The sequence below is a fragment of the Criblamydia sequanensis CRIB-18 genome (assembly GCF_000750955.1).
Lineage (GTDB): Bacteria > Chlamydiota > Chlamydiia > Chlamydiales > Criblamydiaceae > Criblamydia > Criblamydia sequanensis.
This window is the reverse complement of sequence record NZ_CCEJ010000001.1, coordinates 269,597-292,121: the sequence shown is the minus strand read 5'-3', so window position 1 is coordinate 292,121 and position 22,525 is coordinate 269,597. Positions and strand designations below refer to the sequence as shown.

Here is a 22,525-nt window from a genome sequence, read left to right as displayed (position 1 = left end):
CTGTCAATTCCATCTTCAAACTTGTCTTTATATACGTTTTTTTTTAAGAAGGAGCTATATTCAAGGAGACCTATATGTCAAATACCGTATCAACCCTCCCTTTTTGGACCCCTCTTCACTTTGGAAACCATGACTTGGCAAGTCCCGTAGAAAAGTTTTCTGAGGTCTATTTTGAATTGGGCGGCATTATCGCAGAAATCGTACATCTCCATGATAGCCATATTGAAGTGGCTTTAAATAAATTGAATCCACCGCCCTTTATCCTAACTTGCGCAAAAGTAGTCTTGATTGCAACTATGCTTTTGCCCTTAACTGTCTTCTTGCTTGTCGTTAAATGGATACTAAGAGCCAGGACTGTATTTGTCATTCAAAATCAAAATCCAAAAAAGACGGGAGAGGGCGAGAGTACTCTTTCCAAAGAGGAAAAAAAAGAAAACGAATTACAGGAACTTCATAAAAAAATAAAAGATTTTGAAATTAAGCCGGAAAACGCGGATGAATTTAACGGTTTATTAGCCCAATTTATTGACAGCTATCTAGAAAATGAAGATTACCCTCGACTTGTTGTAGGAGAAGAAGGTCTCGACTTGTATGAACTCTATCAGCAAGCGCTCACTAACTGGCGTGATTTTAGAGTTTCATTTAATAGGGAGAAGACGTGTAAAAAGGTCTCTCATGTCATTGAACTAAGCTCTATACTCAAACCTCTTCGGAAATCAAAAAAAATTACAAAGAATCGAAATAAAGACACTTCTCAATTAAACCCTCAACTTATAAATGATAAATGGGTCTCAAGAGTCACCGCCTTAAGCACTGATCACAAAAATAATGAAGATCGAACACAAGCCACTATAATAAATCATAAAGACGGGCCTATAAACTATTTTGCGGTTTACGACGGCCATGGGGGCTCGGATTGTTCAGAAAAATTAAAAGAACATCTACACACTTATGTCGAAAAAGAATTACAAAACATTTCACTATCCGATCCTTTAGCGACCTCTAATGCTCTAAAAAAAGCTTTTATTAAAGCCAATCAAGCTTGGAAGGAAGCGGCTGAAGAGAATATGTATTTAAATGGCGGGTCAACTGCAACTGTAACTCTTTGGCAAAGAGATGTTCTTTATACAGCCAATGCAGGCGACTCAAGAGCTGTTCTGATTGTTGATGATGAAATTATCCAGCTTTCAAAAGATGCTAAGTTAGAGGATCCAAGGTTTACCCGATCTGTCACAAAAAGGGGCGGGGTAATCAAGAAAAATCGAGTCATGGGGAGCATCGGCATGGCTCGATGTTTTGGAGATTTAGGTATCAAAGGTCTTACAGCTAGGCCCACTATTTCTCGATATAAAGTAGATAATGCTGCCGGCAAAAAGATCTTTTTAATTATAGCAAGCGACGGGGTGTGGGATGTTCTTTCAACACCTGATGTTTTAAAGGTTTATAAAGAGCTTGAAACAAAAGAAGTTGAAACCTTAAGCGATTCACTGGTAAATAGTGCCCTAAAACTTGAAAGCCAAGATGATATTACAGTTTTAGTCACAAGCCCAGGACTTGTTTAAAGGCCAATAAACTAAAAGAGTGCGAAGCTTATGTTTGAAAAGGGACTTGCAATAAATAACGTTGATGATCGTTTATTGGCTAGGCTTTTTCCCCGGACCGATTTGGTAGTTAAAGCGGGATTTCCAAACCTTTCTCGTTCCTACACTTATCGGATCAAAGAAGCTTCTCATGAAAAATTTTATCAAAAAAACACAATTTCCATTCCTCGTAAATCAAAAGAAAAAATTTTAAAAGACATAGAAACCATTAACCTCCTTTCAAAAGTCGCTTTGACTGGAAAAATTATTGATAAATTTTAAAGCCTACAAAAGTCTATGCTAAGCCAAAAAGAGGCCCAAAATTGCAATTTTTGCAATTAAATTTCAAAAAAAGTTTATTATAAAATCTAAGAAATTTCTTAAAAAACGGTTTGGAGGCTAAACAGATGATTGAAGGAAGGCTATTAAACCGATTAGGAGCTCATGTCGATCTGATCAAAAAAGAGGGATTCCCTTGCTTTTCAGGTTCTTACTCCTACCCTTTCAAAAAGAGCAACATAAGAATTGAAGTCCACCTCTCGAAAGCTTTCCACACAGAAGAAAAGGCTGAAAAATTTTATCAAGAAGTCAAAATTTCGATCCCCCAAAATTCCCAAGAGAATGTGTTGAAGCAAATAGATGACCTTAGAGAAAGCTTAGTGATTTACTTGAAAAAGGAAGGATTTGAAACTAAAAATTGACTTAAGAGCTTAAGGTGGTTTGCCTTAAGCCCTTTCAAGCAACTTATCTGATTGCTAGCATGCAAATAGGCTTGATAATCCAAGTATCAGCGGTAATAGCAGATGCTTGTTGTTTGGTTGTTAGCAGGGTCGAATGTAAAAAGTTTCTGACTCGGTTTTCAATTATTTTTTCAGAATTATCAATCATGATATAAATATCTCTTGCAGCAACAGTTGCAAGTAACGCAAGAGTCCCAAGAAAAATTCCTGAAGTAAAGGCCATAACTGTCGCAACAGTTAAAAAAATAAGGCTAACCACAGAGACAATTTTTGCAATAGACAATCGCTGGAGCCACTTTTCTTTCTCATCGTTTTCATATCGAGAGGAATCCCAATTACTATCGGTTAGAGCTCTTTCAATTATTTCCCCAAAATGCATTTTTATTACTCTCCTTAATACTAATTTTTCGATTTTTTTCTAATTAGGTATACTTATAACATCAAAAGTTTAATAAAATCCATGTATATTATTTATTATCTAACTAATTGAAAATAGTTTGTAAGATCTCTTTTTAGGTCAGGCAAAACCGCTTTATCCATATAAAGCATGTGCCCTGCAGGATAGATGTGATGCTCTATGGGGTATACAGGCCTTAGCGGTACATTTAAATGAGAGAGATAGTAACTTGTCCCAAAGTAAGGGGTCGCTAAATCATAAATGCCGCTTGCAACAAACATTTTGAAGAAAGGATAAATACTCATTAATCTCGCAATATCATCCCTAAACGAAGGGGCGATTTCCCCTTGAGAAAAGCCCTTCCAGGGAAAAACATTAGCCAATATTCGATACTCTTCTTCGATTTCAAAACGAAGGGTGTTTTTTGCAAAAACATGATAGGCGCTGTTTAAAGTTGTGACGATTGAAGAAAAACTTGGGTCGTATTCAGACCAGGGCTTTAGATTTAAATAGCTGCTTCCTGTAATTCGACCATCGAAGCGTCCTACAAGTTTATTTTGAGAAGCTAATAACTGCTTTGTAAAAACACTTGGCGCGATTCTGAGGTTCGACTTTTTAATAAGGCTTATGTCTAGGGAAGTGAATTCATTCAATTTTTTTAAAGTTTCAAGTTTATCTTTTTTTTGGACGTTATTTCCCTGAAAAAGAGTGGTAAGATAGGTTGTTTTAGAGAAATATTCCGCCTTTTCTAAAAGATGTGATAAGTCGTTTTCTTGGATTTTTCCATGATAGGAAGCTATAGCGGCGTAGGTTGGTAGGCTAAAAATATAAGTTAAATCCTCCTCATCTCCTAAGTTAATAAGATTTAAATCAAGGGCCGGTGAAATTAAAATCACTCCTTGACATAAGATTTTCCGCTTTTCAAGATTCAAAAGAAGTCCAATAACCCTATAAGCTCCATAACTTGCTCCAAGTAAATATTTGGGCGACGCAAAACGATCATTTTTTATTAAAAAAAGCCGAATGAATTCACTCAAAATATCGATATCTCTTTCAACACCGTGAAAAAGCTTCTCCTTTTTTTTATCAAGGGCGTGGCTATAGCCTGTTGAAACAGGATCGATAAAGACAAGGTCGGTTAGATCCAATATGGATAAATCATTATCTTGTATTTTAAAACGTTTTGAGGCGTCATTTATGTCGAGAGCCGCTTTCTTAGGCCCGATCCCCCCTAATTGAAGAAACGTCGAAGAAGCGCCCGGGCCTCCATTAAAACAAAAAGTTATGGGCCTTTCTTTAGCATCCTCCCCCGTTTTAAAATAAGAAACAAAATAAACTTTGGCTTTATGGCCGCTTTTACTTTGAGTAATGTAGCTGCCGGCTGCGGTTTGATATTCAATCGGGGTATTGTTTATTGTTATGCTGTGTTTTGAAACAACCGGGTTTTCTTCTAGGGTTTTAGCAAGAAGAGAAAAAGGAAGTAAAAGAAGATAAAAGCGAAAAATGATGGCTTTGATCACAGGGGTTGCTTTAGGCTCCTCTTTAATCTGTTTTCTAAAGCTTATCCCAAGAAAAGTTTTTCTTTAATTATTTTTAGGAATTTTTCTTTTGACAGGCCTTTTATTAGCATTCTTTTTTTGGGCTGCTTTTCACCTGACTGCAAAAGGAAGAAAGACTTGGGATGCTCAAAAAAATCGGATAAAAAAGAGATTAGAGCCTCATTTGCCTTCCCTTTTTCTCTCGGCTCACGAACTTTAATCTTAAAATAATGATTTTCAATCTCTATTTTTTTGCTTTTTGCTTTGGCAATTACTTTTAAAAATAAAAAAATGCCTTCATTTGTCTCTTTAAAGGGAATTTTCAAAAATTCATTCAAGGGTTGTCTTTCCTTAAAAGATAATTAACTTCTTCCTCATTGATAACTTTTCCCCCTTTTTGTTTGATTTCATTTAAAGCGATAAGCTCATCTTGGGGGTTTAAGTTTACAGCTCGGCAAGCCTCTTTAATGATATACACTTTATAGTCTAGATTGATGGCATCTAAAGCTGAATACTTGACACAGTAATCTGTTGCAAGCCCTGCAATAAAAAGCTCTACAATCCCTTTTTTCTTTAACTCCTCATGAAGTTTGGTAGCCTTTTTGTGACCATTATCAAAAAAAGCGCTATAGCTATCTAGATTTTTTTCGGTGCCTTTATAAATGATGCATTGAATGGGTTTTTTATTAAGCTCTAAAGGAAATTCAGCGCCATGGGATTCTTGAATGCAATGATCAGGCCAAAGAATTTGAGACAAACCCTCTAAAATAACTTTATCTCCCGGTGTTTTATTATGATTGGAAGCAAAACTTCCATGATCTTTAGGATGCCAATCCTTACTTGCAGCGATAAAGGTAAAGGGAAGTTTAATCAACCGGTTAATCACAGGAATTACTTGATCCCCTTCTTGAACACCAAGAGATCCGCCGGGCAGAAAATCGTTTTGAATATCGACAATCAATAAGGCTTTCACATCTTAAGTCTCATTTTCAGGTACTGTGTAATCTTGAGCCATATTAGCTCGAATATCTTTAATTAGCTTAATCTTTATATTGTAGAGAGATTTTTCCAAGCCCACCACATATTTATGAGGGTTTAAGAAACGTTTTACACCATTTGGAAGCTTCTTTAATAAAAAAGCGGTTCGCTCTTTTATCTCTAAGAGAGACGGCAATTGATAGACAAGCTGTCCTTTTTTAAAAATAGGTTGAAGCAAGTCTTCAGATTCAAGCTCTTTACTGAAATGATGCTCAAGGGTGGCATCAAAAGGATCAACAATTGAAACATCTTGATCCATTTTGGATTGGATATCATAAATAGCATCCCCGACATAAATACCATTTGCAGAGAATCGTTTTACTTGCAAAATGCCTGGGTTAGAAACTTTTTTCATTTGTTCGGAAAGTTTTAGCTTATATTTCCAAGGCCCTTTAGGATCGCGTACGGCTGAAATTTTATAGACCCCGTCAAAGGCAGGCTGATCTTTTGCTGTCACAAGGTTTGTTCCAACACCCCAGACGGCTATTTTTGCCCCTTGTCTTTTCAACTCACTTATGATGGTTTCATCAAGTTCATTTGAGGCTACGATGGCAGCGTCTTGAAAGCCTGCTTCATCCATAAGGGCTCGTGATTTAATGCTAAGTTCTGCTAAATCTCCTGAATCGAGACGAATGCCAAGAAAGCGATAGCCTTGTTTTCTTAATTCTTTAGCTGCCTCTATCGCCTTCTCAACCCCATTTAGGGTATTATAAGTATCCACTAAAAAAACTGTATTTTCAGGTAAATACTTACCAAACGTTTTAAAAGCCTCCAATTCGTCATCAAAAACCATGACCCAGCTATGCGAATGGGTCCCTTTTACAGGAATTCCATAAAGTTTACCCGCTAAAATATTAGAGGTCGAATCACAACCTCCGATGTAACTTGCCCGGCTCGCTGTCAAAGCGCCATCAATACCCTGGGCACGTCTCAAACCGAATTCGAGAACAGGATCCCCTTTCGCAGCTAAACAAATCCTTGAGGCTTTTGTAGCAATTAATGAAGGAAAATTAATTAAGTTAAGAAGAGGGCTTTCAAGAATCTGGCATTGAATAAGGGGCCCTCTGATTCTTAGAAGAGGTTCATAGGGAAACACAGGAGTGCCTTCTAAAACGGCATCTACCGTGCAAGAAAATTTCATTTTTGCAAGGTAGTCGAAAAATTCGTCTGAAAAAAGCTGTTTTCCGGAATAGGATTTAAGGCTTGCCAAGTAGGCGAGATCGCTTTCATCAAAACGAAAGTTCTCTAAATACTCGATAACACTTTGAAGACCTGCTGCAATAGCATATCCTCCATCAAAAGGAAGGGTTCTAAAAAATAAATGAAACACAGCTTCTTTCCGATCAAAACCGGCTTTCCAATAGCCATAAGACATGGTCAACTGATAAAAATCAGTGAGAAGGGCTAAGGAAGTCTTATTAGAGAGGAATGAATGAGACATGTGTGACATCAATTGTTAAGTTTTCTATTCGTAAATCTCAATAAGCCTACGAAAATAACAACTAAAACAATTAATCAAAATCATTTTTTTTAAAACAATTTAAATTCAAAAACTTAATCACCTTCTTCAATCCACACCCCTAAAATGGTTTATTACATCTTAATAAAGAATTAATAAAATTAGTACTACAAACCCAAAAACAATTTAACTACTTAACAAAAAAATATATAATAATAAATAAAATGGAGAATGTTATGCAAATGGATCCATCCTCACGCTCGCCTTCTCTTGAGCCTCTTCACTATCAAAGCAACCTATCGAAAATCGCCGACTTTCCAAATGACGATAAAGCGCAGCTTAAGGCGAGATATGGTGAACTTCAAAGGACTGACAAGGGCCTTTCGTGGGCTTTTGGCTATGCGCAAGGGACCACTCTTCCCGATACTGTAAAGGTCATAGAAGCCACCTGCGAATACTTCATAAAACAATTTGATCAAGCCACCGAAAATCTATTTGATAAACCTCTCGAAGAGAGAGCAAAGCCTTTGAAAACCCTCCAAAGCAAGTATCAGGAAGCGAATAAAATTCTCCAAGGCTTAAAGAATATGCAAACGGTTTATCAAAAGCGTTACCAGACAAGCCAGCATGAAGGCCTTTCAGAGCTTTCAAATTTGGTGAGTTTCTTTGAAAAAGAAGTAGCCAAAAGAAAAGAAGTTTTATTATCTGCCCAAAAAGCTTCCCATGAAGCTTCAAATGTCTTTCAAAGTGAAGCTGAAGCCGAATTTAAGGATTTTGTTTTCTTGGATGAAAATGAAGATTCTCTTTTGCCTGAAGCCGCCTATGAAAACTATGGCAAAGGAAATTATTTCTTCACTCCGGGCGAGGGCCCCTCTCTTCTTGGAAAAGTAGTGGGCGGAATGAATACTGCCTATGATATGGCGAAAGGCATAACCGGCAATCGATTTGCCTTTACACCGACAGGAGATCTTGTTTATGACAGGATGTTATCCAACATAGCAGATCCAGGAACTATGTTCACCGGCAACATTAATGATTATTTTCTTAGCGTACTTGAAAAGATGTCAGGCACCCCTCACATTTTAATTAAAGATTTTTTTCGCTATGACTTCTCTGGCATTAATATTGCATCTTGGGAACAAATTCAAAATGCCATTGATGAAGCCGCAAAAAATTATAAAGGGGAGCCTGTCATATTCCCCATTGTCTTTAAACACTATGGCATTCTTGAGAGAGAACATATAGCTTCCATATTAATAAAAGATGGCTCCATAGAATACTATGATCCGAAAGGTGTTGTAGCTAACCGAAACCTTCTTCTTGACCAATCTCACACTCTTCAAGATGTCCTTGATTATCTCAACCTTAAGTTCCTTAATGGCACCGGCTCGATTTTTCAATCACCTTTTCAGCATCAGGTAGACGCCCATAATTGCGGCGTCTTTTCTTGCAAATTTTATTATGATCGCTTAGTTGAAAATAAGGGAATGGGTGAAATCGCAAATGAAGGCCCAAGCTACGAAGATATTTTAAATTTTAGAAAATTTGTTCTTACAACCCTTGAGAAGAGAAAGCAGGTTTCATTATCTGAACCAACAGATACGGGTTCTTCTTCGAATCTCGAGACTATCGATGAAGATGAATTCAGTTGACCCCAGAACCTGCAGCTTTTGTTATTAATTTCCCTATCGCCAAAGTTTCTAGAAGGTTATCTCTGATTAAATCAAAAGAAACCCCTTTTAAAGCATCCTGAAGTTTTTGCGCTTCATTAATAAAGGGATTTCCGCTAGATGACCCATGATACCATCCAACTAAAACGACGACTCTTCCCTTCAAATGCGTCGCTAAAGAACGAGAGAGGACTTTTATTAAATTGGACTGTCTTTTAGGAAAAGTCTTTTTCAAAAATTCGTTTCTAGCTTGTATGAGAACTTGCTTTCCAAGGGTTTTCACAAGTTTGATACATTCTTTTAACTCTTCCGTGGCCAGGTTATTGATAATAAGTGATTGAAATCGGTCAGCTTTAATTTTTTCTTTTGGTCTTTTTACCGAGTTATAGCAACCTACAAGATAAGAAAAAGCATTATACTTCTCACACCCTAAAGAGGTTGGGCTTTTTATGACTTCAAGCGCATCTTCTAACTTTCCGAATTTTTGAATAAACTTGTTAAGCCAGCGTCTTCTTTTTTTATGATCCCAGCCAGCAACATTTTCAAATCGTTCGAGATACTTAGCTTTTCTATGATTAAATTTACTCAACTCTGTTACAATTTCTTCTTTAGAGAGCTCTTCTGAATCTTCAGCAAGAATTAAATCTTTTTTTGGATCGCAGCCGAGTAGAGGCAATGGAAATTTGGGATGCGTCCCTAATATTATAACTAGACGGCAATTTGAAAAATGAAGATTCATATTATCTTTCTAATTAATTAATTTATTATTTTATAAATTTTATAAATTTATATAAACTAGAAATCAACTAGTGGGCCTAATAAAATGTGGCAAGTTTTTTTAATGTATGCCCTATTTGGGAGTATTTTTAGTATCGGGAAACTGGCTTTAGTCTCTTGCCCCCCTTTTTTTTTAACAGCTGTTCGAATGCTTCTCGCAGGATGTCTCCTTTTTCTTTTTGAAAATAAATCTGATTTAAAAAAACAAATTGTCAAATCAACTAAATTTATCCCTCTTATTTTTCAAATTTCTCTTTTTAATGTTTTTATAACGAATGCCTTTGAGTTTTGGGGGCTGCAGTATATGTCCTCCTCCAAAACCTGTTTGATTTACACTCTTTCGCCTTTTGCTTCAGCTCTTATCGCCTATGTATTTTCACTTGAAAAGATGACTCGAAAAAAATGGGAGGGTCTTACTGTCGGAATCTTATCTTTTATCCCTCTAATGGTGTCACCCTGGATTTTTGAGACCAAGCTCCAATTAGCGGAAATGGAAAAATGGGCAGAAGCAGCTCTTGCTATTTCAGCTTTAACTTCTGTGATTGGCTGGTACTCCGTCCGAAAATTGATGAATGCAAAAGAATTCAGCCCAAACTTTATTAATGGTTCTTCTTTTATTATAGGAGGGCTAATAAGTCTTCCTGTCTCCCTTTTAATTGAGACCATAGAATTCTCGAAACTGCTTTCTTTTAGAGGTTTCATTTTTCCTCTAATCTATATAGTTTTGATTCATAATATCATTTGTTACACCCTCTATGTTCGATCCCTTCGCCGATTTAGCGTCACTTTCATGGCTTTTGCAGGCTTAATCAACCCTCTTTTTGCAGCAGTCTTCGGGTATCTTTTCTTAGATGAACCCGTTACCTCTTCCTTTATACTTGCTTTTTTGGGAATGAGTGTCGGTTTGATGCTTTTTTATAAAGAGGAAACGAAAACGATTTATTTGGATGAGACAAGCAGGGCCTAAAAAAAGGCTTTGAACGACTGCTTTTCGCTCAAAGCCTGAAAATTTATTCTTTATTGCTCTCTTCTTGAGGGCTCTCTTCTTTTACTTTTTGAGGTAATTCCTCAAGCCACTCTTTTGAAACGTCAAAATCAAGAAAACTTTGCTCCGTCTCAAATAGAGCCGAATTGTAAGGTTTATCACCAAAGATCTCAAAAGGCTCTTCGAAATCATTTGTAAAATGAGTCTTTTTTCTTTGTTGATAAATTTTTTCTTCCTCTTCTTGACTCACCTCAAAACTTCCGTACTCGGGCTGAGATAAAAGAGGCTCTTTATTTTCTTCAGAGGAGGCTTCTCCGGTCAGATCTTCTACAGCTCCTTTCCCTTGCTCTTCACCCCTTTCCTCTTCGTCAAAGGATTTTTCCTTTTCTTGCTTCTCTTCTTTGAAAAACACATCTTTAAAAAGTTCGCTTTGCCGATACTTATCGATAGTGTCAGAAATTAGGTTAGGGGGAGGAGGTAAAAGAGATTTTAAAAGGTTCCCGGAAATTTCCATAGCCGCTTGACGGCCTTTCTTACCGACTTTTTTAGGCTCAGGAAGTTCAATTTTATCACCGAGCTCAATTTTAGGCTCTTCCAGTATGCCCATTTCAGAACTGATCAAATCGATTGTCTCTTGAGTCTCTTGGGAGCTTGATTCTTCATCCTTACTCGAATTTCCGGTTTCTTCACGGCCCCTTCTTCTTCTAAGACTTTTACGACGATCTCTTTTCTTCTCAACTGAAGATCTCGAATTTTGAGAGGCTTCTTCCCCTTCTTCTTGGGCTTGCTCGTAAGGCTTCTCTTTCTCACTCTCTTTGGGGAGCTTTAGAGAACCTTCTTTTCCGCCGCCAATTTTAATCGTTTTGTCAAATCCGACATTTTTCAAAACCATTCTGGCTTCACGGACTTCTAGTATTTCATAATCAGTTGCCGGGACTAAAAAGGCTTTTGGCTTTTCCGTTGAACGAAAAAAGAAAGAATTTCCGAAAGAAACCACCTCAACAGCATCGACAAAATACTCTTCTTGGCCGGATCCTTTGCTGCTTCTCACAACAAGTTTGAATCCTTCTTTGGCCGTAATCACAGTTTCTATAATAGGTTGGCGTGTAAAATCCACAGGTCGCTAATCCATTGTTTAGGGTTCAATGTATTTAATTTGCTGTCTTCTCTTATCGTAATTTTCTTATCGAATCGATAAGAAAAGACTTTTTAACTTTTCTAAATTTAATCCACCTTAAAAGAACTTCGTAAACGAAAAATGGTTAACAGAAAAAAGTTCAATTAGGCTTATTAAAAATAATTTTAAATAGTTTCATTTTTTACAAAAATGATCTCTAATTATATCATATCTACAATATAAGTGCTTCTCTATAAAAGCGCTTTATTTAGAAACTTCTAATGGACCAAAGAGGGTTCTTTAGAAGCCATGTAGCACATTAGATCAACAACACGACACGAATAGCCCATTTCGTTGTCGTACCAAGCAATCAATTTGAAAAATTTAGAATTCAAAGCGATGCCTGCTTTGCTGTCGAAAATTGAGGAATGGGTGTCTCCTATGAAATCAGAGGAGACGACGTCTTCATCTGTATAACCGAGAATTCCTTTCATAGAACCCTCCGAGGCTTTTTTCATTGCCCTACAGATCTCTTCATAATTTGTTTCTCTTTCGAGACGAACAGTTAAATCCACAGCAGAAACATCTGCCACGGGAATTCGAAAAGCCATTCCTGTCAATTTTCCTTTCACTTCCGGAAGGCAAAGAGCTACAGCCTTTGCAGCGCCGGTTGATGCCGGAATAATATTTTGACTTGCACTTCTTCCTCCTCGCCAATCTTTTTTTGAAGGGCCATCAACGGTAGGCTGGCTTGCAGTAACGGCGTGAATGGTCGTCATCAGCCCTTCTTCAATTCCAAAATTATCTAGGAGAACTTTAGTTAGAGGTGCTAAACAATTGGTTGTGCAAGAAGCATTAGAAACAATGCGATCTTGCTCCGGTTGGTATTTATCTTGATTGACCCCGAGAACAAAAGTAGGGATATCCCCTTTTGCCGGAGCCGTAATAATAACTCGTTTCGCACCCGCAAGTAAATGCTTGGATGCGGATTCTGGAGTAAGGAATAAGCCTGTAGACTCTACAACATAATCAATATTAAGAGAGGCCCAAGGCAGTTTTTCGGGATCTTTTTCAGCGAAGACGTCAATTTTTTTTCCATCCACTAGGATCGATTGCTTATCACTATGCACATCGCCTTTAAATCTGCCATGCACTGAATCATATTTGAAAAGATAAGCTAAAAGATCGGCTTCAACAATATCATTGATGGCTACAACAACAAGTTCTTCTTTTTCTAAAGCGGCTCGTAAAACTAATCTGCCGATTCGCCCAAATCCATTAATCGCAACTCGTATTGGCATGAATCTCATTTCCCATTCATTTTAAAATCGCTTAAAGCCCAATTAGATTCTATTTCCTGAATCTTTGTACAAAAATTTAAACGATTCCGGTTGGCTTTTTGCTTTGGTTAAAATTATTTATCCAGGAACCAGTCTCTTAAAAAAATAAAATAATTTAAAGAGGGAGAGAAGCCAAGTTACTCACCTCGTACAGCTTACCTGCATAAGGAATGCTGTGAGCAATTCCCATAATAGATTTTTAGTTTTCTGATGTAAAGCAAAAGGTGATGGAAGCGGGAGAGACTTTTACAAAAAAAGAAAAACTCCGGTTATAAGAACCTGAGCTTTAAAGAAAAAAACTGCGGTTTCAATTTAATCCATCAAAACCGCAATTTGAAAAAAAACTATTCAGGAAGATACTCAATTACGCAGAGCTTAGCTTTATCGCCTTTTCTGCAATCTAATTTTACGATTCGAGTATAACCGCCTTGTCTTTCTTTAAAACGTGGACCCAAAATGCTAAAAAGCTTATCGATTACTTTACGATCCGCGTTATAAGAAGAGGTATCGCCGCTTTTAACCGCGCGCATCTCTTTAGGAGTCAACTTATTGAATTGGATCATCATTTCTGCGATCGCTCTTCTCTTAGTCGATAATGTATTTTTTTTGGCAAGAGTCACCATTTTCTCTGCATAGCGTCTAAGTTGCTTAGCCTTGGGAAGAGTCGTTGTCAAACGCTCATTGTCAATTAACGACTTCACCATATTAGCCATCAGACAGCGACGATGCGATGAAGTTCTTCCTAACTTCTTACCATCATTTAAATGTCTCATTGATATTACCTATACTAATTCTACTTGAGCCCTTACGCTTACGCGACTTCAGCAGGCACAACTTTTTTCTTTTTGTAACGTTCCATTAATTCTTTTACTTTATCTTTGACGTTGTCACGCGTGATGCCAAAGCGATCTAAGTCCATGCCAAGCCCAAGTCCCATCTCATGCAATTTGGCTTTAATCTCATTAAGAGATTTTTTTCCAAAATTTCTGAATTCGAGCATTTTTCTCTCTGGGATGATGACAAGCTCTGCAATAGTTTCTATATTTGCCCCTTGCAAGCAATTTGTGGATCGAACAGAAAGTTCAATTTCGTCGATTCTCAAACATAATTTTTCTAAGATATCGTCATCTTCACTTTCGCGAGACTTACCATCATCATCAAAGCTGATGGCTTTTGTCTTTAGCTTATTAAAGACGTCGAAATGCAATTGTCCGATCTGAGCGGCAAATGAAACCGCCTCGCTTGGGGTAACTCGGCCATCTGTAATGACTTCCATAATTAACTTATCGAAATCTGTATCTTGGCCAACACGTGTGTTCTCAACAAAGTAGTTCACAAGCCTAACCGGCGAGTAACAAGCATCAAGTAAAATATCGTCTGCTGTCTTGTCAAAAACTTGATGTCTTTCAGAAGGTACATACCCTCTTCCAAATCCAATTCGGAGGTCAACTTGCCGCTTCATCGGCTTTGTTACGGAAAACAAGTGTAATTCAGGGTTTACAATTTCAAAATTGCCATCTTTAATGACATCTTTTAATTTGATTGAAACCAAACCTTTGTTAGCATCCAGCATCTCTTGCGTCACTTCAACAACCGTTGTTAAAATGCGCTGTTCTTTTGAATGTGGATCTTCATCTGAAGGAAGCTTACGAATTAAAGCTCCTTTCAAATTTAAAATAATATTTGTCATATCCTCAATGACACCTTCGACGGCCATGAATTCGTGAGGAACGCCTTCAATCCGAACTGAAACAATTGCGGGTGCTTCGAGAGAAGAAAGCATCATGCGTCGCATAGCGTTACCGATAGTATGGCCAAAACCTCTTTCAAACGGCTCCGCAATAAAACGGCCGAATGTCTTCGACGCATTTTCCTCTTCAAGGATAATTTTGTTTGGCAATTCAAATTTGCCATACTTTACTGACATGCTGCAACTCCTAAATGCTTATCCAACCTGACTCAATTGATCTTATTTTAGACACGGCGGCGTTTTCTTGGCCTGCATCCATTATGTGGGACGGGTGTTCTGTCCTTAATAGAAGTAATGATAAGACCGGTTGATTGAAGTCCGCGTACGGCAGACTCTCTACCTGCTCCCGGGCCTTTCAAAACAACTTCGACTTCTTTCATGCCCACTTCTTGTGCTTTTTTCCCGGCATCTTGCGCTGCAACAGTTGCTGCAAAAGCAGATGACTTTCTAGAGCCAACAAAGTTAGCTCTTCCTGCAGAAGACCATGATACGACACGACCCATTTGGTCGGTAATAGAAATGATAGTGTTGTTAAACGTTGCTTTGACAAACGCAATTCCAACTGGAACGTTTTGCGCTGATCTTTTTCTTGTTTTGACTACTTTCTTCTGTGTAGCCGGGGTTTGTTGCTTAGCCAAGGCATTAGCTCCTATATATTAAATTATTTCTTCTTATTAGCGACAGTTTTGCGTCTGCCTTTTCGCGTTCTTGAATTTGTTCTTGTTCGTTGTCCTCTAACAGGGAGGCCAGCGCGATGGCGAGTGCCGCGATAAGCATGAATGCCTATAAGGCGTTTAATATTATTCTGAACTTGTCGTCTTAAATCCCCTTCCAAGACATATTCTGCTTGAAGAAGACTGTTTAATTTAGCTATATCGTCTTGCGAAAGCTCTGCTGCACGCATATCGGGATTTAGTCCAAGCTTTGCGAGAATCTCATTTGACAGGGTGCGGCCGATTCCATATATGTATGTCAGCGCAATCTCCAAGCGTTTTTTCTCTGGTATGTCGATACCTATGACCCTAGGCATTGATTTCTCCTAAAAATTTAAAAATAACACGGATAAATTTATCATAATCTTTTATTTGAGGCAAGTACGAAGAATCGCTTTTAGCGTCCTTTAAAACGTCCTCGCTTCATAAAACCTTCGTAGCGCTTCATCAGTAAGTGCGACTCAACTTGTTTCATGGTATCAAGTACAACGCCGACAAGAATAAGAAGTGCAGTTCCACCGAAAAAATAACTTATTGTTTGCGGCACTATTAAGATTTTTTGCACAATCATTGGCAAAATCGCTATCAACGCTAGGAAAACAGCCCCTAAGAACGTGATTCTATTCATAGTGGTCTCCAAATACTCTTGTGTCGGACGCCCCTGCCTAATCCCCGGAATAAACGCTCCATTTTTCTTCATATCCGATGCAATTTGATCGGGATGAAACTGAGTCGCTGTCCAAAAATAGGTAAAGAAAATGATCAACATCACATACATGATCAAATACATTTTCGTTTTAGGGTCCATCCAACTTGCTACCATCCCAACCCAGTTACCGGCCCCTATAAAAGAACCGATAGTTGTAGGAAACATAAGCAAGGAAGAGGCGAAAATAACAGGTATCACTCCGGCATAATTCACTTTAAGAGGGATATAAGATGCTCCCCCTTGTACTTCCTTGCGGCCTACAACCCTTCGAGCATGCTGCAATGGAATTCGCCGATGCCCTTGGATTATCAAAATAGTAGCAAGAGTAACAAAGACAAAAACTCCGATCAGTAAAAGGACTGAAGCGAAATTCATTTGCCCCGGCTCTTGCGAGTCCAAATTCAATTGCTGGAAAATCATTCCCATAGCACTTGGCAACTGGGATAAAATGCCGATGGTGATGATTAAACTCATCCCATTGCCTATCCCTTTTTCTGTAATCTGTTCACCGATCCACATTAAAAACATGGTCCCTGTCGTCATTGTTGCCACAACAACAAGGTAAAAAAGCCATGGCATGCCAAAAAGTTGAAAATCCAAGAGCTCACCTGTTATAATCCCAGGTCTTGCAAAGTTCATTTGAACCGCATATTTCGCGAATAAACCTGACTGAAGAACGGAGAGTATAATCGTTAGAAGACGGGTGATCTTATTAATCTTCCGTCTTCCAACATCTTGATTCTCGCGAATTTCTCTTTGTAACGAAGGCCACGTGGCTACAAGAAGCTGCGTTATAATGGATGCTGATATATAGGGTACAACACCAAGAGCGACGACAGTCATTTGAGAGAAAGCGCCTCCCGAAAAGATGTCGATCATTTGGAAGATATTTTGTCCTCCTCCCATTGCCTGTCTAAAATACGACAAAGCAACTTCACCATTGATACCAGGTACAGGAATAAATCCCCCGATGCGGCAAACGCAAAGCATCAGAAAAGTAAATAGGATTTTTTGCCTAAGTTCCGGCACTTGCAAAACACGTTGTATACCCTGCAGCATGCGCTATTCGCTCCCATTCACGGCTTTTTCGATAACAGAACTACAATCTTTAAACTTCAAGCAACTTAACTTGAATATCTGCTTGTTCCAATTTTTCCTTAGCGGTCTTTGATAAAGCTACAGCTTCGATTTTAACTTTCTTTGTCAAACTGCCATTGCCTAGAATTTTAAGCCCATGGGATTTGCTCTTTAAAAAGCCTTTCTCTTTTAGTGTAGCTAAACTGACAACTTCGCCATTTTCATATATTGCATCAATTTGATCCAGATTAATCGCATCAAGCTTTCTTTGGAATCGAACATTGCTAAATCCCCTTTCAGGAAATTTCATATAAGTACGAAATTGTCCGCCTTCATAAGTCTCACGCTTTCTCCAACCGGATCTTGCGCCTTCACCTTTGGTACCCCTGTTACAGGTTTTACCAGCACCGGATGAAATGCCACGGCCGACACGACGCTTTCTTTTTCGATCTTTTGAGGTATTGGATAGTGATCCGAGAGTCAACATATTAACCTCTTACTTGTTTAATTACTGCACGGCTTTGCAATTGGGAGAGTGCTTTAAATATTGCTTTAACCATGTTAACAGGGTTATTACCTCTCAAATTTTTCGCCATGATATCTTTAATTCCTGCAAGTTCAAGCACATCTCTTAGTTTTGAACCGGCAATGATGCCACTGCCTCTTGCTACAGGCTTTAGTAGGACTGTAACGCCATCGCATTTGACTTCAATTTCGTGCGGGATAGTCGTTCCTTCCATAGGAAAGCTTTGCATGTTTTTACGTGCTGCTTCACCACCCTTTCGAATAGCGTCGGTAAGTTCATTCGCTTTGGCAAACCCATAACCGACTTTACCTTTCCCATCTCCTGCCAAAATCAACGCCGAAAAACTAAATTTTCGGCCGCCCTTGACGACTTTTGCGCAACGGTTGATGTACAGCACTTTTTCAGTGATGTCGCTCTGAACTTTTTCTTTTTTTGATGAATCGCTTTGTTTTGCCATCGTGACCTAAAAAACGGTTAAAACTGTAATCCACGGTTTCTTGCCGCATCAGCAAGTTCCGCTAAAATTCCATGATATTTGCTTGGACCGCGATCAAAAATGACTTCACGGATATTAAGGCTGATTGCCTTGTCTGCGATAATTTCGCCCATTTTTGCAGCTGCAGCTTTTGACTTCTTTCCTAAGTCTGTTCCTTTAAATTCAGCATTTAAAGTAGACATGCTGCAAAGTGTTTTGCCAGCATCATCATCAATGAGCTGCACTTGCAAATGCTTATTCGACTTAATAACCGAAAGCCTAGGCTTTACGCTTGTCCCCCTAAGGTGCTTTCGAACACGAATTGCACGCTTAAGTCTTTTCTGATTATTTTTTACTCGTGAGTGATTCATAGTAATTTTTTGCCTTCTTTTAGCTGCCTTAGAGCTTATTTGCCTGAGGCTTTTCCTGCTTTTCTACGGACGTATTCGCCTTGATAACGTATGCCCTTCCCTTGGTATGGTTCAGGCGGCTTTTTGGATCGAATATCCGCTGCAAACTGGCCGACTTTCTGTTTGTCTGCGCCAGAGATCGTAATCAAAGTGTTCTTTTCAACAGCCACAGTAATTCCTTCAGGAATTGTCAAAACGGTTGGATGAGAATTACCAACTTGAATATCAACAACTTTACCTTTAACGGCTGCTCTATAACCTACACCGATCATTTCAAGCTTTTTCTCAAAGCCTTTAGAAACACCTTCAATCAGGTTATTAATAAGAGCTCTCCAAAGACCATGCAAAGCACTTTGCTCGTCAACATTTTCATCGACATTTACTAAAAGCTCATTCTCTTCCTGCTTAATAATGACATATTCAGGAAAGTCACGCTCTAGCTGACCTTTAGGGCCTTTCGCTAGAATATGGCCTTTTGTAAGCTTTACTTCGACATTTTTTGGAAGCTCAACCGGCTGTTTTCCTTTACGAGACATTTCACTAACTCCTTTCGCTTACCAAATCATACAAAGAAGCTCACCGCCAATACGGCGTTTTGTCGCTTCATTACCGACCATTACACCCTGCGATGTAGATACAATAGCAACACCGTATCCACCAAAGAAGTTTGGAATGTCTTCATGTTTTACATAACGTCTTAATCCCGGTTTGGATACTCTTTTCAGTCCTCGGATAACCGGTTTTCTGCTATCATATTTTAAGAAAATACGAATAGTTCCTCTTTTGTCGTTCTCTTTCTTAACGAGGTAGTTTTCAACAAAGCCTTGTTCTTTCAAGATTTCTGCAAGCTTCTCTTTCATCTTGCTCCAACAAATATCAACATATCGTCTTTCAGCCGAACTTGCGTTTCTAACTCTTGTCAGGAAATCGGCTATTGGATCGCTTAATGCCATAACGTCTTTCTCCTATGCTGCTACCGCTACTGGTAAATTTTTAAAAGGCAGACCGAGTACTCTTAACAATTCGATGCACTCTTCATCGGTCTCTGCAGTAGTGACAAATGTGATATTCATCCCTTGCGTTCTTTTGACTTCATCAAGATTTATTTCCGGAAACACTTGCTGGTCATCTAAACCAAGCGAGTAATTACCTCTACCATCCGCTTTCGACTCAAAACCTCTGAAGTCACGAATACGAGGGCAGACAATATTAAAAAATCGATCCATGAAATCGTACATCCGCTTTCCTCTTAGGGTCACTTTAATGCCTATAGGCTGACCTTCCCGGAGCTTGAAGTTCGAAATGGATTTCGTTGATCTGATGATGATCGGTTTTTGACCGGAAAGCAACGTCATCTCTTTAACGCAATCCTGTATCGAGTTTTTGTCTTTTGACGCTTCAGCAATACCCATGTTTATGACGATTTTTTCCATTTTAGGAATCATCATGGGATTTATGTAGCCGAACTTTTGCTGAAGGGCTTCTTTGATTTGACTATCGTATCTTTTCTTTAGACGAGACATTGTTTAATTCAACTCGTTTAATTGTTATGTTTTTTTAAGGAACGATACACTTTATCTTGGTCGCCGTCTTTGTAGACGAGCTGTTTTTCCCCTTTGTCGTTCGCTTTAACTTTAAGCTTTACAGGTTCACCCTCATTCACAGACGGACTTAAATTAGATACGTGAATGGGCTTCTCCATTTCTATGATTCCACCGGCTGTGTTTTGCTGGGAGCGCTTAACATGGCGCTTTCGCAAATTCAAACCTTGTACAATCACTTTATCACCGATAACTTTAAGAACAGTGCCTTGTTGTCCTTTGTTGTTTCCGGCAATGGCAACAACTTTATCACCTTTACGGATTTTTTTTGTCGCATATACAGCTTTTTCAGCTTTAATTTTCTTCATTAGATTACCTCCGGTGCGAGCGATGCTATTTTAAGGTAGCCTCTGTCTCGAACTTCTCTTGCTACGGGCCCAAATATACGGGTTCCGCGAGGATTTAGCTTATCATCGATTAACACGCAACTATTAGTATCAAAACGCAATTTGGATCCATCTTTACGTTTGATGTACTTGGTCGTTCTGACGATTACGCATTTAACGACATCGCCTTTTTTAACGCTCCCATCCGGTGCGGCCGCTTTCACAGAACAGACGATTATATCGCCAACTTGCGCATAGCGTCTTTTCGATCCACCTAAGACTTTGAAGCATTTCACACGCTTTGCGCCGGTATTGTCAGCGACTTCAAGCTCTGATTCCTGCTGAATCATAAATCGTTTACTCCACTCTTATTATATTAACGTCGGTACACTAACCGACTTTAAACTACGCGCCAGCGTTTCAATTTCGATATAGGGCGTGTTTCCTGAATAATAACTTCATCGCCAATTTGAAGAGGCTTACCCTCATGATGCGCGTAAAATTTATTTCTTATAGTAACCACTTTCTCATATCGGGGATGTCTTTTCACACTGTCAACGGCTACCACAACTGTGTTAACCATTTTATTTGAAATGACAATCCCTTTTTTAGTTTTTCTTTTGTTAGCTCTGCTGGTTTCTTCCATTTCTAAACCTCAACTATTGCTTTGTTGCTTGTCTTTTCTTTTCACGCATGACTGTCAAAATTCGTGCAATGTCTTTGCGCTTTTGCTTGACAAGATGAGGCTTATCAATGCGTTTAGTTTGCTTCGCCTCATTAACCGAAGCGAATAAATCTTTTCGGAGGTCTATAAGCATTGCTTCTAGCTCTTCACTTGCCTTATCTTTCAGCTCACTTGCTTTTAACATGACTTCTCCTTAAACTACTTCTACACGTTCAACGAAGCGTGTCTTTAAACCAAGTTTCGCAGCCGCTCTTCTAAGAGCATCTTGTGCGACTTCTTTTGGTACGTTACCCACTTCGAAAAGAACTTTACCGGGACGGACAACAGCAACCCAATGATCGATGTTACCTTTTCCTTTTCCCATACGAACTTCTGCCGGCTTCTTAGTCACAGGTTTATCTGGAAATATACGAATCCAAACTTTACCACGACGTTGGAAGAATCGGTTGATCGCCACACGACAAGCTTCGATCTGCTGGTTAGTGATCCAACCACGCTCTAACACTTGGATGCCAAAATCACCAAACTCTACAAAATTTCCGCCTTTGCTAAGACCGCTATATTGGCCTTTGTGCAATTTACGATGCTTTGTTTTTTTGGGCATTAAGACCATAATTAAGCACCTTCCTTCTTAACACGGTCATCATCGCCTCGGTTAATCCAAACTTTAACGCCAATGCTTCCGTATGTTGTTTCTGCACGTCCCTTAGCAAAATCGATATCCGCGCGAAGAGTGTGCAAAGGAATACTACCTTCTTTGTACCATTCGGTTCTTGCGATTTCAGCACCGCCTAAACGACCGGAAACTTGAACTTTAATTCCAAGCGCTCCCGCGTCTATCGTGGACTGAATGGCTTTTTTCATAGCTCTTCTAAAAGGAATACGTCTTTCTAATTGCTTCGCGATTCCGTCAGCTACTATTCTTGCATCGAGATCAGGTCTTTTGATTTCTTCAACCTCGATCCATACTTCCTTGCCAGTCATTTTTGACAGCTCGGCTTTAAGAACATCAATTTCTGCGCCTTTTTTACCGATAACGAGACCGGGTCTTGCGGTTGCGATTGTAACTTCAATCTTTTCGCTCATACGACGAATCAAAATCATTGATGCGCCTTGACACGCCGGCTTATTCTTCAAATAGTCGCGAATTTTAGTATCTTCTATTAACAGTGAGCCAAATTCTTGTTTGTTGGCATACCACTTTGAGCGCCAATTCTTATTTCTGATCAGGCGCAAACCAATTGGATTTGCTTTTTGTCCCATTGCCAACTCCTATTCTTTACCGACAATTACTGTCAGGTGGCTTGTTCGTTTCAAGATGGGGTGCCGTCCGCCTTTACTACGAGAACGCGCCCGCTTTAACCTTGGACCTTCATCCACACGAACTTCTATAACCTTCAATTCTTCACGTTTGAGGTCATGATTGATTTCTGCATTGGCAACTGCACTGTCCAATGTCTTTTTCAAAAGACGTCCGCCTTTCAAGTTAGAAGCTTTCAATTGAAAGCTTGCTGCATCCACAGGCATATTTTTAATGATGCCTGCGACAACCCTAACTTTACGGGGGCTGATCCTGATATATTTTGAAACTGCTTTAGCTAGAGCCATTATT

At 38.9% G+C, this 22,525-nt stretch carries 31 protein-coding genes; 5 read left to right on the top strand and 26 right to left on the bottom strand.

Translation table 11 applies throughout. The features are described from left to right. The first annotated feature begins 74 nt into the window (after window positions 1–74). From CSEC_RS01255 to CSEC_RS01245, 3 genes are all read left to right on the top strand, one after another. On the top strand, window positions 75–1,562 hold the full coding sequence (locus CSEC_RS01255; RefSeq protein WP_041016581.1) for a PP2C family serine/threonine-protein phosphatase: 1,488 nt from the start codon (window positions 75–77) through the stop codon (window positions 1,560–1,562). A gap of 30 nt (window positions 1,563–1,592) precedes the next feature. Further along, window positions 1,593–1,862 carry a hypothetical protein gene (locus tag CSEC_RS01250; protein ID WP_041016580.1) on the top strand — a complete coding sequence of 90 codons (270 nt, stop codon included), beginning with the start codon at window positions 1,593–1,595 and terminating at the stop codon, window positions 1,860–1,862. 125 nt (window positions 1,863–1,987) lie between these two features. Continuing rightward, window positions 1,988–2,281 carry a hypothetical protein gene (locus CSEC_RS01245; RefSeq protein WP_041016579.1) on the top strand — a complete coding sequence of 98 codons (294 nt, stop codon included), beginning with the start codon at window positions 1,988–1,990 and terminating at the stop codon, window positions 2,279–2,281. A 43-nt stretch (window positions 2,282–2,324) separates the two neighbouring features. Here CSEC_RS01245 and CSEC_RS01240 read toward each other — a convergent pair whose 3' ends face one another. From CSEC_RS01240 to CSEC_RS01220, 5 genes are all read right to left on the bottom strand, one after another. Beyond that, complete coding sequence (locus CSEC_RS01240; protein WP_041016578.1) at window positions 2,325–2,699, bottom strand: hypothetical protein; 375 nt, start codon at window positions 2,697–2,699, stop codon at window positions 2,325–2,327. A gap of 95 nt (window positions 2,700–2,794) precedes the next feature. Further along, window positions 2,795–4,237: a S10 family peptidase gene (locus tag CSEC_RS01235; protein ID WP_041016577.1), complete on the bottom strand. Its 1,443-nt coding sequence runs from the start codon at window positions 4,235–4,237 to the stop codon at window positions 2,795–2,797. Between the two features lie 41 nt (window positions 4,238–4,278). Then, on the bottom strand, window positions 4,279–4,593 hold the full coding sequence (locus CSEC_RS01230; protein ID WP_053331668.1) for a DUF167 domain-containing protein: 315 nt from the start codon (window positions 4,591–4,593) through the stop codon (window positions 4,279–4,281). Beyond that, the gene (pncA, locus tag CSEC_RS01225; RefSeq protein WP_041016576.1) at window positions 4,590–5,228 is read right to left on the bottom strand and encodes a bifunctional nicotinamidase/pyrazinamidase; all 639 of its coding nucleotides are present in this window, start codon (window positions 5,226–5,228) and stop codon (window positions 4,590–4,592) included. The genes CSEC_RS01230 and pncA overlap by 4 nt, the downstream gene beginning before the upstream one ends. Before the next feature lie 3 nt (window positions 5,229–5,231). Further along, a complete protein-coding gene (locus CSEC_RS01220; protein ID WP_041016575.1) occupies window positions 5,232–6,734 on the bottom strand; it encodes a nicotinate phosphoribosyltransferase in 1,503 nt (500 codons plus the stop codon). A gap of 254 nt (window positions 6,735–6,988) precedes the next feature. Here CSEC_RS01220 and CSEC_RS01215 point away from each other — a divergent pair, with 254 nt between their 5' ends. Beyond that, the gene (locus tag CSEC_RS01215; protein WP_041016574.1) at window positions 6,989–8,404 is read left to right on the top strand and encodes a hypothetical protein; all 1,416 of its coding nucleotides are present in this window, start codon (window positions 6,989–6,991) and stop codon (window positions 8,402–8,404) included. Here the strand turns inward: CSEC_RS01215 and CSEC_RS01210 are convergent. Further along, a complete protein-coding gene (locus tag CSEC_RS01210) occupies window positions 8,397–9,161 on the bottom strand; it encodes a hypothetical protein (protein ID WP_041016573.1) in 765 nt (254 codons plus the stop codon). The two genes, CSEC_RS01215 and CSEC_RS01210, sit on opposite strands and share 8 nt — an antisense overlap. An 84-nt stretch (window positions 9,162–9,245) precedes the next feature. On the opposite strand from CSEC_RS01210, the gene CSEC_RS01205 reads away from it, so the two are divergent. Continuing rightward, complete coding sequence (locus CSEC_RS01205; protein WP_041016572.1) at window positions 9,246–10,166, top strand: DMT family transporter; 921 nt, start codon at window positions 9,246–9,248, stop codon at window positions 10,164–10,166. A gap of 43 nt (window positions 10,167–10,209) precedes the next feature. On the opposite strand, the gene CSEC_RS01200 is transcribed toward CSEC_RS01205, so the two are convergent. The 20 genes from CSEC_RS01200 to rplV form a co-directional block, all read right to left on the bottom strand. Further along, the gene (locus tag CSEC_RS01200; RefSeq protein WP_053331667.1) at window positions 10,210–11,301 is read right to left on the bottom strand and encodes a hypothetical protein; all 1,092 of its coding nucleotides are present in this window, start codon (window positions 11,299–11,301) and stop codon (window positions 10,210–10,212) included. Between the two features lie 278 nt (window positions 11,302–11,579). Continuing rightward, the gene (gene gap, locus CSEC_RS01195; protein WP_041016571.1) at window positions 11,580–12,602 is read right to left on the bottom strand and encodes a type I glyceraldehyde-3-phosphate dehydrogenase; all 1,023 of its coding nucleotides are present in this window, start codon (window positions 12,600–12,602) and stop codon (window positions 11,580–11,582) included. A gap of 383 nt (window positions 12,603–12,985) precedes the next feature. Beyond that, complete coding sequence (gene rplQ / locus CSEC_RS01190; RefSeq protein ID WP_041016570.1) at window positions 12,986–13,414, bottom strand: 50S ribosomal protein L17; 429 nt, start codon at window positions 13,412–13,414, stop codon at window positions 12,986–12,988. A gap of 38 nt (window positions 13,415–13,452) precedes the next feature. Further along, window positions 13,453–14,568, bottom strand: a complete 1,116-nt coding sequence (locus tag CSEC_RS01185) for a DNA-directed RNA polymerase subunit alpha (RefSeq protein WP_041016569.1) — start codon at window positions 14,566–14,568, stop codon at window positions 13,453–13,455. Between the two features lie 47 nt (window positions 14,569–14,615). Then, on the bottom strand, window positions 14,616–15,029 hold the full coding sequence (rpsK, locus tag CSEC_RS01180) for a 30S ribosomal protein S11 (RefSeq protein WP_041016568.1): 414 nt from the start codon (window positions 15,027–15,029) through the stop codon (window positions 14,616–14,618). Window positions 15,030–15,052: 23 nt separating this feature from the next. Continuing rightward, window positions 15,053–15,421: a 30S ribosomal protein S13 gene (gene rpsM, locus CSEC_RS01175; RefSeq protein WP_041016567.1), complete on the bottom strand. Its 369-nt coding sequence runs from the start codon at window positions 15,419–15,421 to the stop codon at window positions 15,053–15,055. 80 nt (window positions 15,422–15,501) lie between these two features. Continuing rightward, the gene (secY, locus tag CSEC_RS01170; protein ID WP_419761208.1) at window positions 15,502–16,869 is read right to left on the bottom strand and encodes a preprotein translocase subunit SecY; all 1,368 of its coding nucleotides are present in this window, start codon (window positions 16,867–16,869) and stop codon (window positions 15,502–15,504) included. Between the two features lie 52 nt (window positions 16,870–16,921). Further along, entirely contained in the window at window positions 16,922–17,377 is a 456-nt protein-coding gene (gene rplO, locus CSEC_RS01165) for a 50S ribosomal protein L15 (protein WP_041016565.1), read from the bottom strand. Window position 17,378: 1 nt separating this feature from the next. Continuing rightward, window positions 17,379–17,873, bottom strand: coding sequence for a 30S ribosomal protein S5 (gene rpsE / locus CSEC_RS01160; protein WP_041016564.1), 495 nt, complete (start codon window positions 17,871–17,873; stop codon window positions 17,379–17,381). 17 nt (window positions 17,874–17,890) lie between these two features. Next, complete coding sequence (gene rplR / locus CSEC_RS01155; protein WP_041016563.1) at window positions 17,891–18,262, bottom strand: 50S ribosomal protein L18; 372 nt, start codon at window positions 18,260–18,262, stop codon at window positions 17,891–17,893. 35 nt (window positions 18,263–18,297) lie between these two features. After that, window positions 18,298–18,837, bottom strand: a complete 540-nt coding sequence (rplF, locus tag CSEC_RS01150; protein ID WP_041016562.1) for a 50S ribosomal protein L6 — start codon at window positions 18,835–18,837, stop codon at window positions 18,298–18,300. Window positions 18,838–18,855: 18 nt separating this feature from the next. Then, the gene (gene rpsH / locus CSEC_RS01145) at window positions 18,856–19,254 is read right to left on the bottom strand and encodes a 30S ribosomal protein S8 (RefSeq protein ID WP_041016561.1); all 399 of its coding nucleotides are present in this window, start codon (window positions 19,252–19,254) and stop codon (window positions 18,856–18,858) included. Between the two features lie 12 nt (window positions 19,255–19,266). Continuing rightward, window positions 19,267–19,824 carry a 50S ribosomal protein L5 gene (gene rplE, locus CSEC_RS01140; protein WP_041016560.1) on the bottom strand — a complete coding sequence of 186 codons (558 nt, stop codon included), beginning with the start codon at window positions 19,822–19,824 and terminating at the stop codon, window positions 19,267–19,269. 17 nt (window positions 19,825–19,841) lie between these two features. Further along, complete coding sequence (gene rplX / locus CSEC_RS01135; RefSeq protein WP_053331666.1) at window positions 19,842–20,210, bottom strand: 50S ribosomal protein L24; 369 nt, start codon at window positions 20,208–20,210, stop codon at window positions 19,842–19,844. Next, complete coding sequence (gene rplN / locus CSEC_RS01130; protein ID WP_041016559.1) at window positions 20,210–20,578, bottom strand: 50S ribosomal protein L14; 369 nt, start codon at window positions 20,576–20,578, stop codon at window positions 20,210–20,212. The genes rplX and rplN overlap by 1 nt, the downstream gene beginning before the upstream one ends. A 50-nt stretch (window positions 20,579–20,628) precedes the next feature. After that, a complete protein-coding gene (gene rpsQ / locus CSEC_RS01125) occupies window positions 20,629–20,874 on the bottom strand; it encodes a 30S ribosomal protein S17 (RefSeq protein ID WP_041016558.1) in 246 nt (81 codons plus the stop codon). A 13-nt stretch (window positions 20,875–20,887) separates the two neighbouring features. Next, window positions 20,888–21,097 carry a 50S ribosomal protein L29 gene (gene rpmC, locus CSEC_RS01120; protein WP_041016557.1) on the bottom strand — a complete coding sequence of 70 codons (210 nt, stop codon included), beginning with the start codon at window positions 21,095–21,097 and terminating at the stop codon, window positions 20,888–20,890. Window positions 21,098–21,106: 9 nt separating this feature from the next. Continuing rightward, entirely contained in the window at window positions 21,107–21,526 is a 420-nt protein-coding gene (gene rplP / locus CSEC_RS01115) for a 50S ribosomal protein L16 (protein ID WP_041016556.1), read from the bottom strand. Window positions 21,527–21,528: 2 nt separating this feature from the next. Beyond that, complete coding sequence (rpsC, locus tag CSEC_RS01110; RefSeq protein ID WP_041016555.1) at window positions 21,529–22,176, bottom strand: 30S ribosomal protein S3; 648 nt, start codon at window positions 22,174–22,176, stop codon at window positions 21,529–21,531. 9 nt (window positions 22,177–22,185) lie between these two features. Continuing rightward, window positions 22,186–22,521, bottom strand: coding sequence for a 50S ribosomal protein L22 (rplV, locus tag CSEC_RS01105; protein WP_041016554.1), 336 nt, complete (start codon window positions 22,519–22,521; stop codon window positions 22,186–22,188). Window positions 22,522–22,525 lie beyond the last annotated feature (4 nt).

Bases quoted from the DNA above. Each gene is read 5' to 3' on its own strand.
- CSEC_RS01255 (WP_041016581.1), top strand. From the start codon at position 75: ATGTCAAATACCGTATCAACCCTCCCTTTTTGGACCCCTCTTCACTTT.
- CSEC_RS01250 (WP_041016580.1), top strand. From the start codon at position 1,593: ATGTTTGAAAAGGGACTTGCAATAAATAACGTTGATGATCGTTTATTG.
- CSEC_RS01245 (WP_041016579.1), top strand. From the start codon at position 1,988: ATGATTGAAGGAAGGCTATTAAACCGATTAGGAGCTCATGTCGATCTG.
- CSEC_RS01240 (WP_041016578.1), bottom strand. From the start codon at position 2,699: ATGCATTTTGGGGAAATAATTGAAAGAGCTCTAACCGATAGTAATTGG.
- CSEC_RS01220 (WP_041016575.1), bottom strand. From the start codon at position 6,734: ATGTCTCATTCATTCCTCTCTAATAAGACTTCCTTAGCCCTTCTCACT.
- CSEC_RS01215 (WP_041016574.1), top strand. From the start codon at position 6,989: ATGCAAATGGATCCATCCTCACGCTCGCCTTCTCTTGAGCCTCTTCAC.
- CSEC_RS01210 (WP_041016573.1), bottom strand. From the start codon at position 9,161: ATGAATCTTCATTTTTCAAATTGCCGTCTAGTTATAATATTAGGGACG.
- CSEC_RS01205 (WP_041016572.1), top strand. From the start codon at position 9,246: ATGTGGCAAGTTTTTTTAATGTATGCCCTATTTGGGAGTATTTTTAGT.
- gap (WP_041016571.1), bottom strand. From the start codon at position 12,602: ATGCCAATACGAGTTGCGATTAATGGATTTGGGCGAATCGGCAGATTA.
- rplQ (WP_041016570.1), bottom strand. From the start codon at position 13,414: ATGAGACATTTAAATGATGGTAAGAAGTTAGGAAGAACTTCATCGCAT.
- CSEC_RS01185 (WP_041016569.1), bottom strand. From the start codon at position 14,568: ATGTCAGTAAAGTATGGCAAATTTGAATTGCCAAACAAAATTATCCTT.
- rpsM (WP_041016567.1), bottom strand. From the start codon at position 15,421: ATGCCTAGGGTCATAGGTATCGACATACCAGAGAAAAAACGCTTGGAG.
- rplO (WP_041016565.1), bottom strand. From the start codon at position 17,377: ATGTTGACTCTCGGATCACTATCCAATACCTCAAAAGATCGAAAAAGA.
- rpsE (WP_041016564.1), bottom strand. From the start codon at position 17,873: ATGGCAAAACAAAGCGATTCATCAAAAAAAGAAAAAGTTCAGAGCGAC.
- rplR (WP_041016563.1), bottom strand. From the start codon at position 18,262: ATGAATCACTCACGAGTAAAAAATAATCAGAAAAGACTTAAGCGTGCA.
- rplF (WP_041016562.1), bottom strand. From the start codon at position 18,837: ATGTCTCGTAAAGGAAAACAGCCGGTTGAGCTTCCAAAAAATGTCGAA.
- rpsH (WP_041016561.1), bottom strand. From the start codon at position 19,254: ATGGCATTAAGCGATCCAATAGCCGATTTCCTGACAAGAGTTAGAAAC.
- rplE (WP_041016560.1), bottom strand. From the start codon at position 19,824: ATGTCTCGTCTAAAGAAAAGATACGATAGTCAAATCAAAGAAGCCCTT.
- rplX (WP_053331666.1), bottom strand. From the start codon at position 20,210: ATGAAGAAAATTAAAGCTGAAAAAGCTGTATATGCGACAAAAAAAATC.
- rplN (WP_041016559.1), bottom strand. From the start codon at position 20,578: ATGATTCAGCAGGAATCAGAGCTTGAAGTCGCTGACAATACCGGCGCA.
- rpsQ (WP_041016558.1), bottom strand. From the start codon at position 20,874: ATGGAAGAAACCAGCAGAGCTAACAAAAGAAAAACTAAAAAAGGGATT.
- rpmC (WP_041016557.1), bottom strand. From the start codon at position 21,097: ATGTTAAAAGCAAGTGAGCTGAAAGATAAGGCAAGTGAAGAGCTAGAA.
- rplP (WP_041016556.1), bottom strand. From the start codon at position 21,526: ATGGTCTTAATGCCCAAAAAAACAAAGCATCGTAAATTGCACAAAGGC.
- rpsC (WP_041016555.1), bottom strand. From the start codon at position 22,176: ATGGGACAAAAAGCAAATCCAATTGGTTTGCGCCTGATCAGAAATAAG.
- rplV (WP_041016554.1), bottom strand. From the start codon at position 22,521: ATGGCTCTAGCTAAAGCAGTTTCAAAATATATCAGGATCAGCCCCCGT.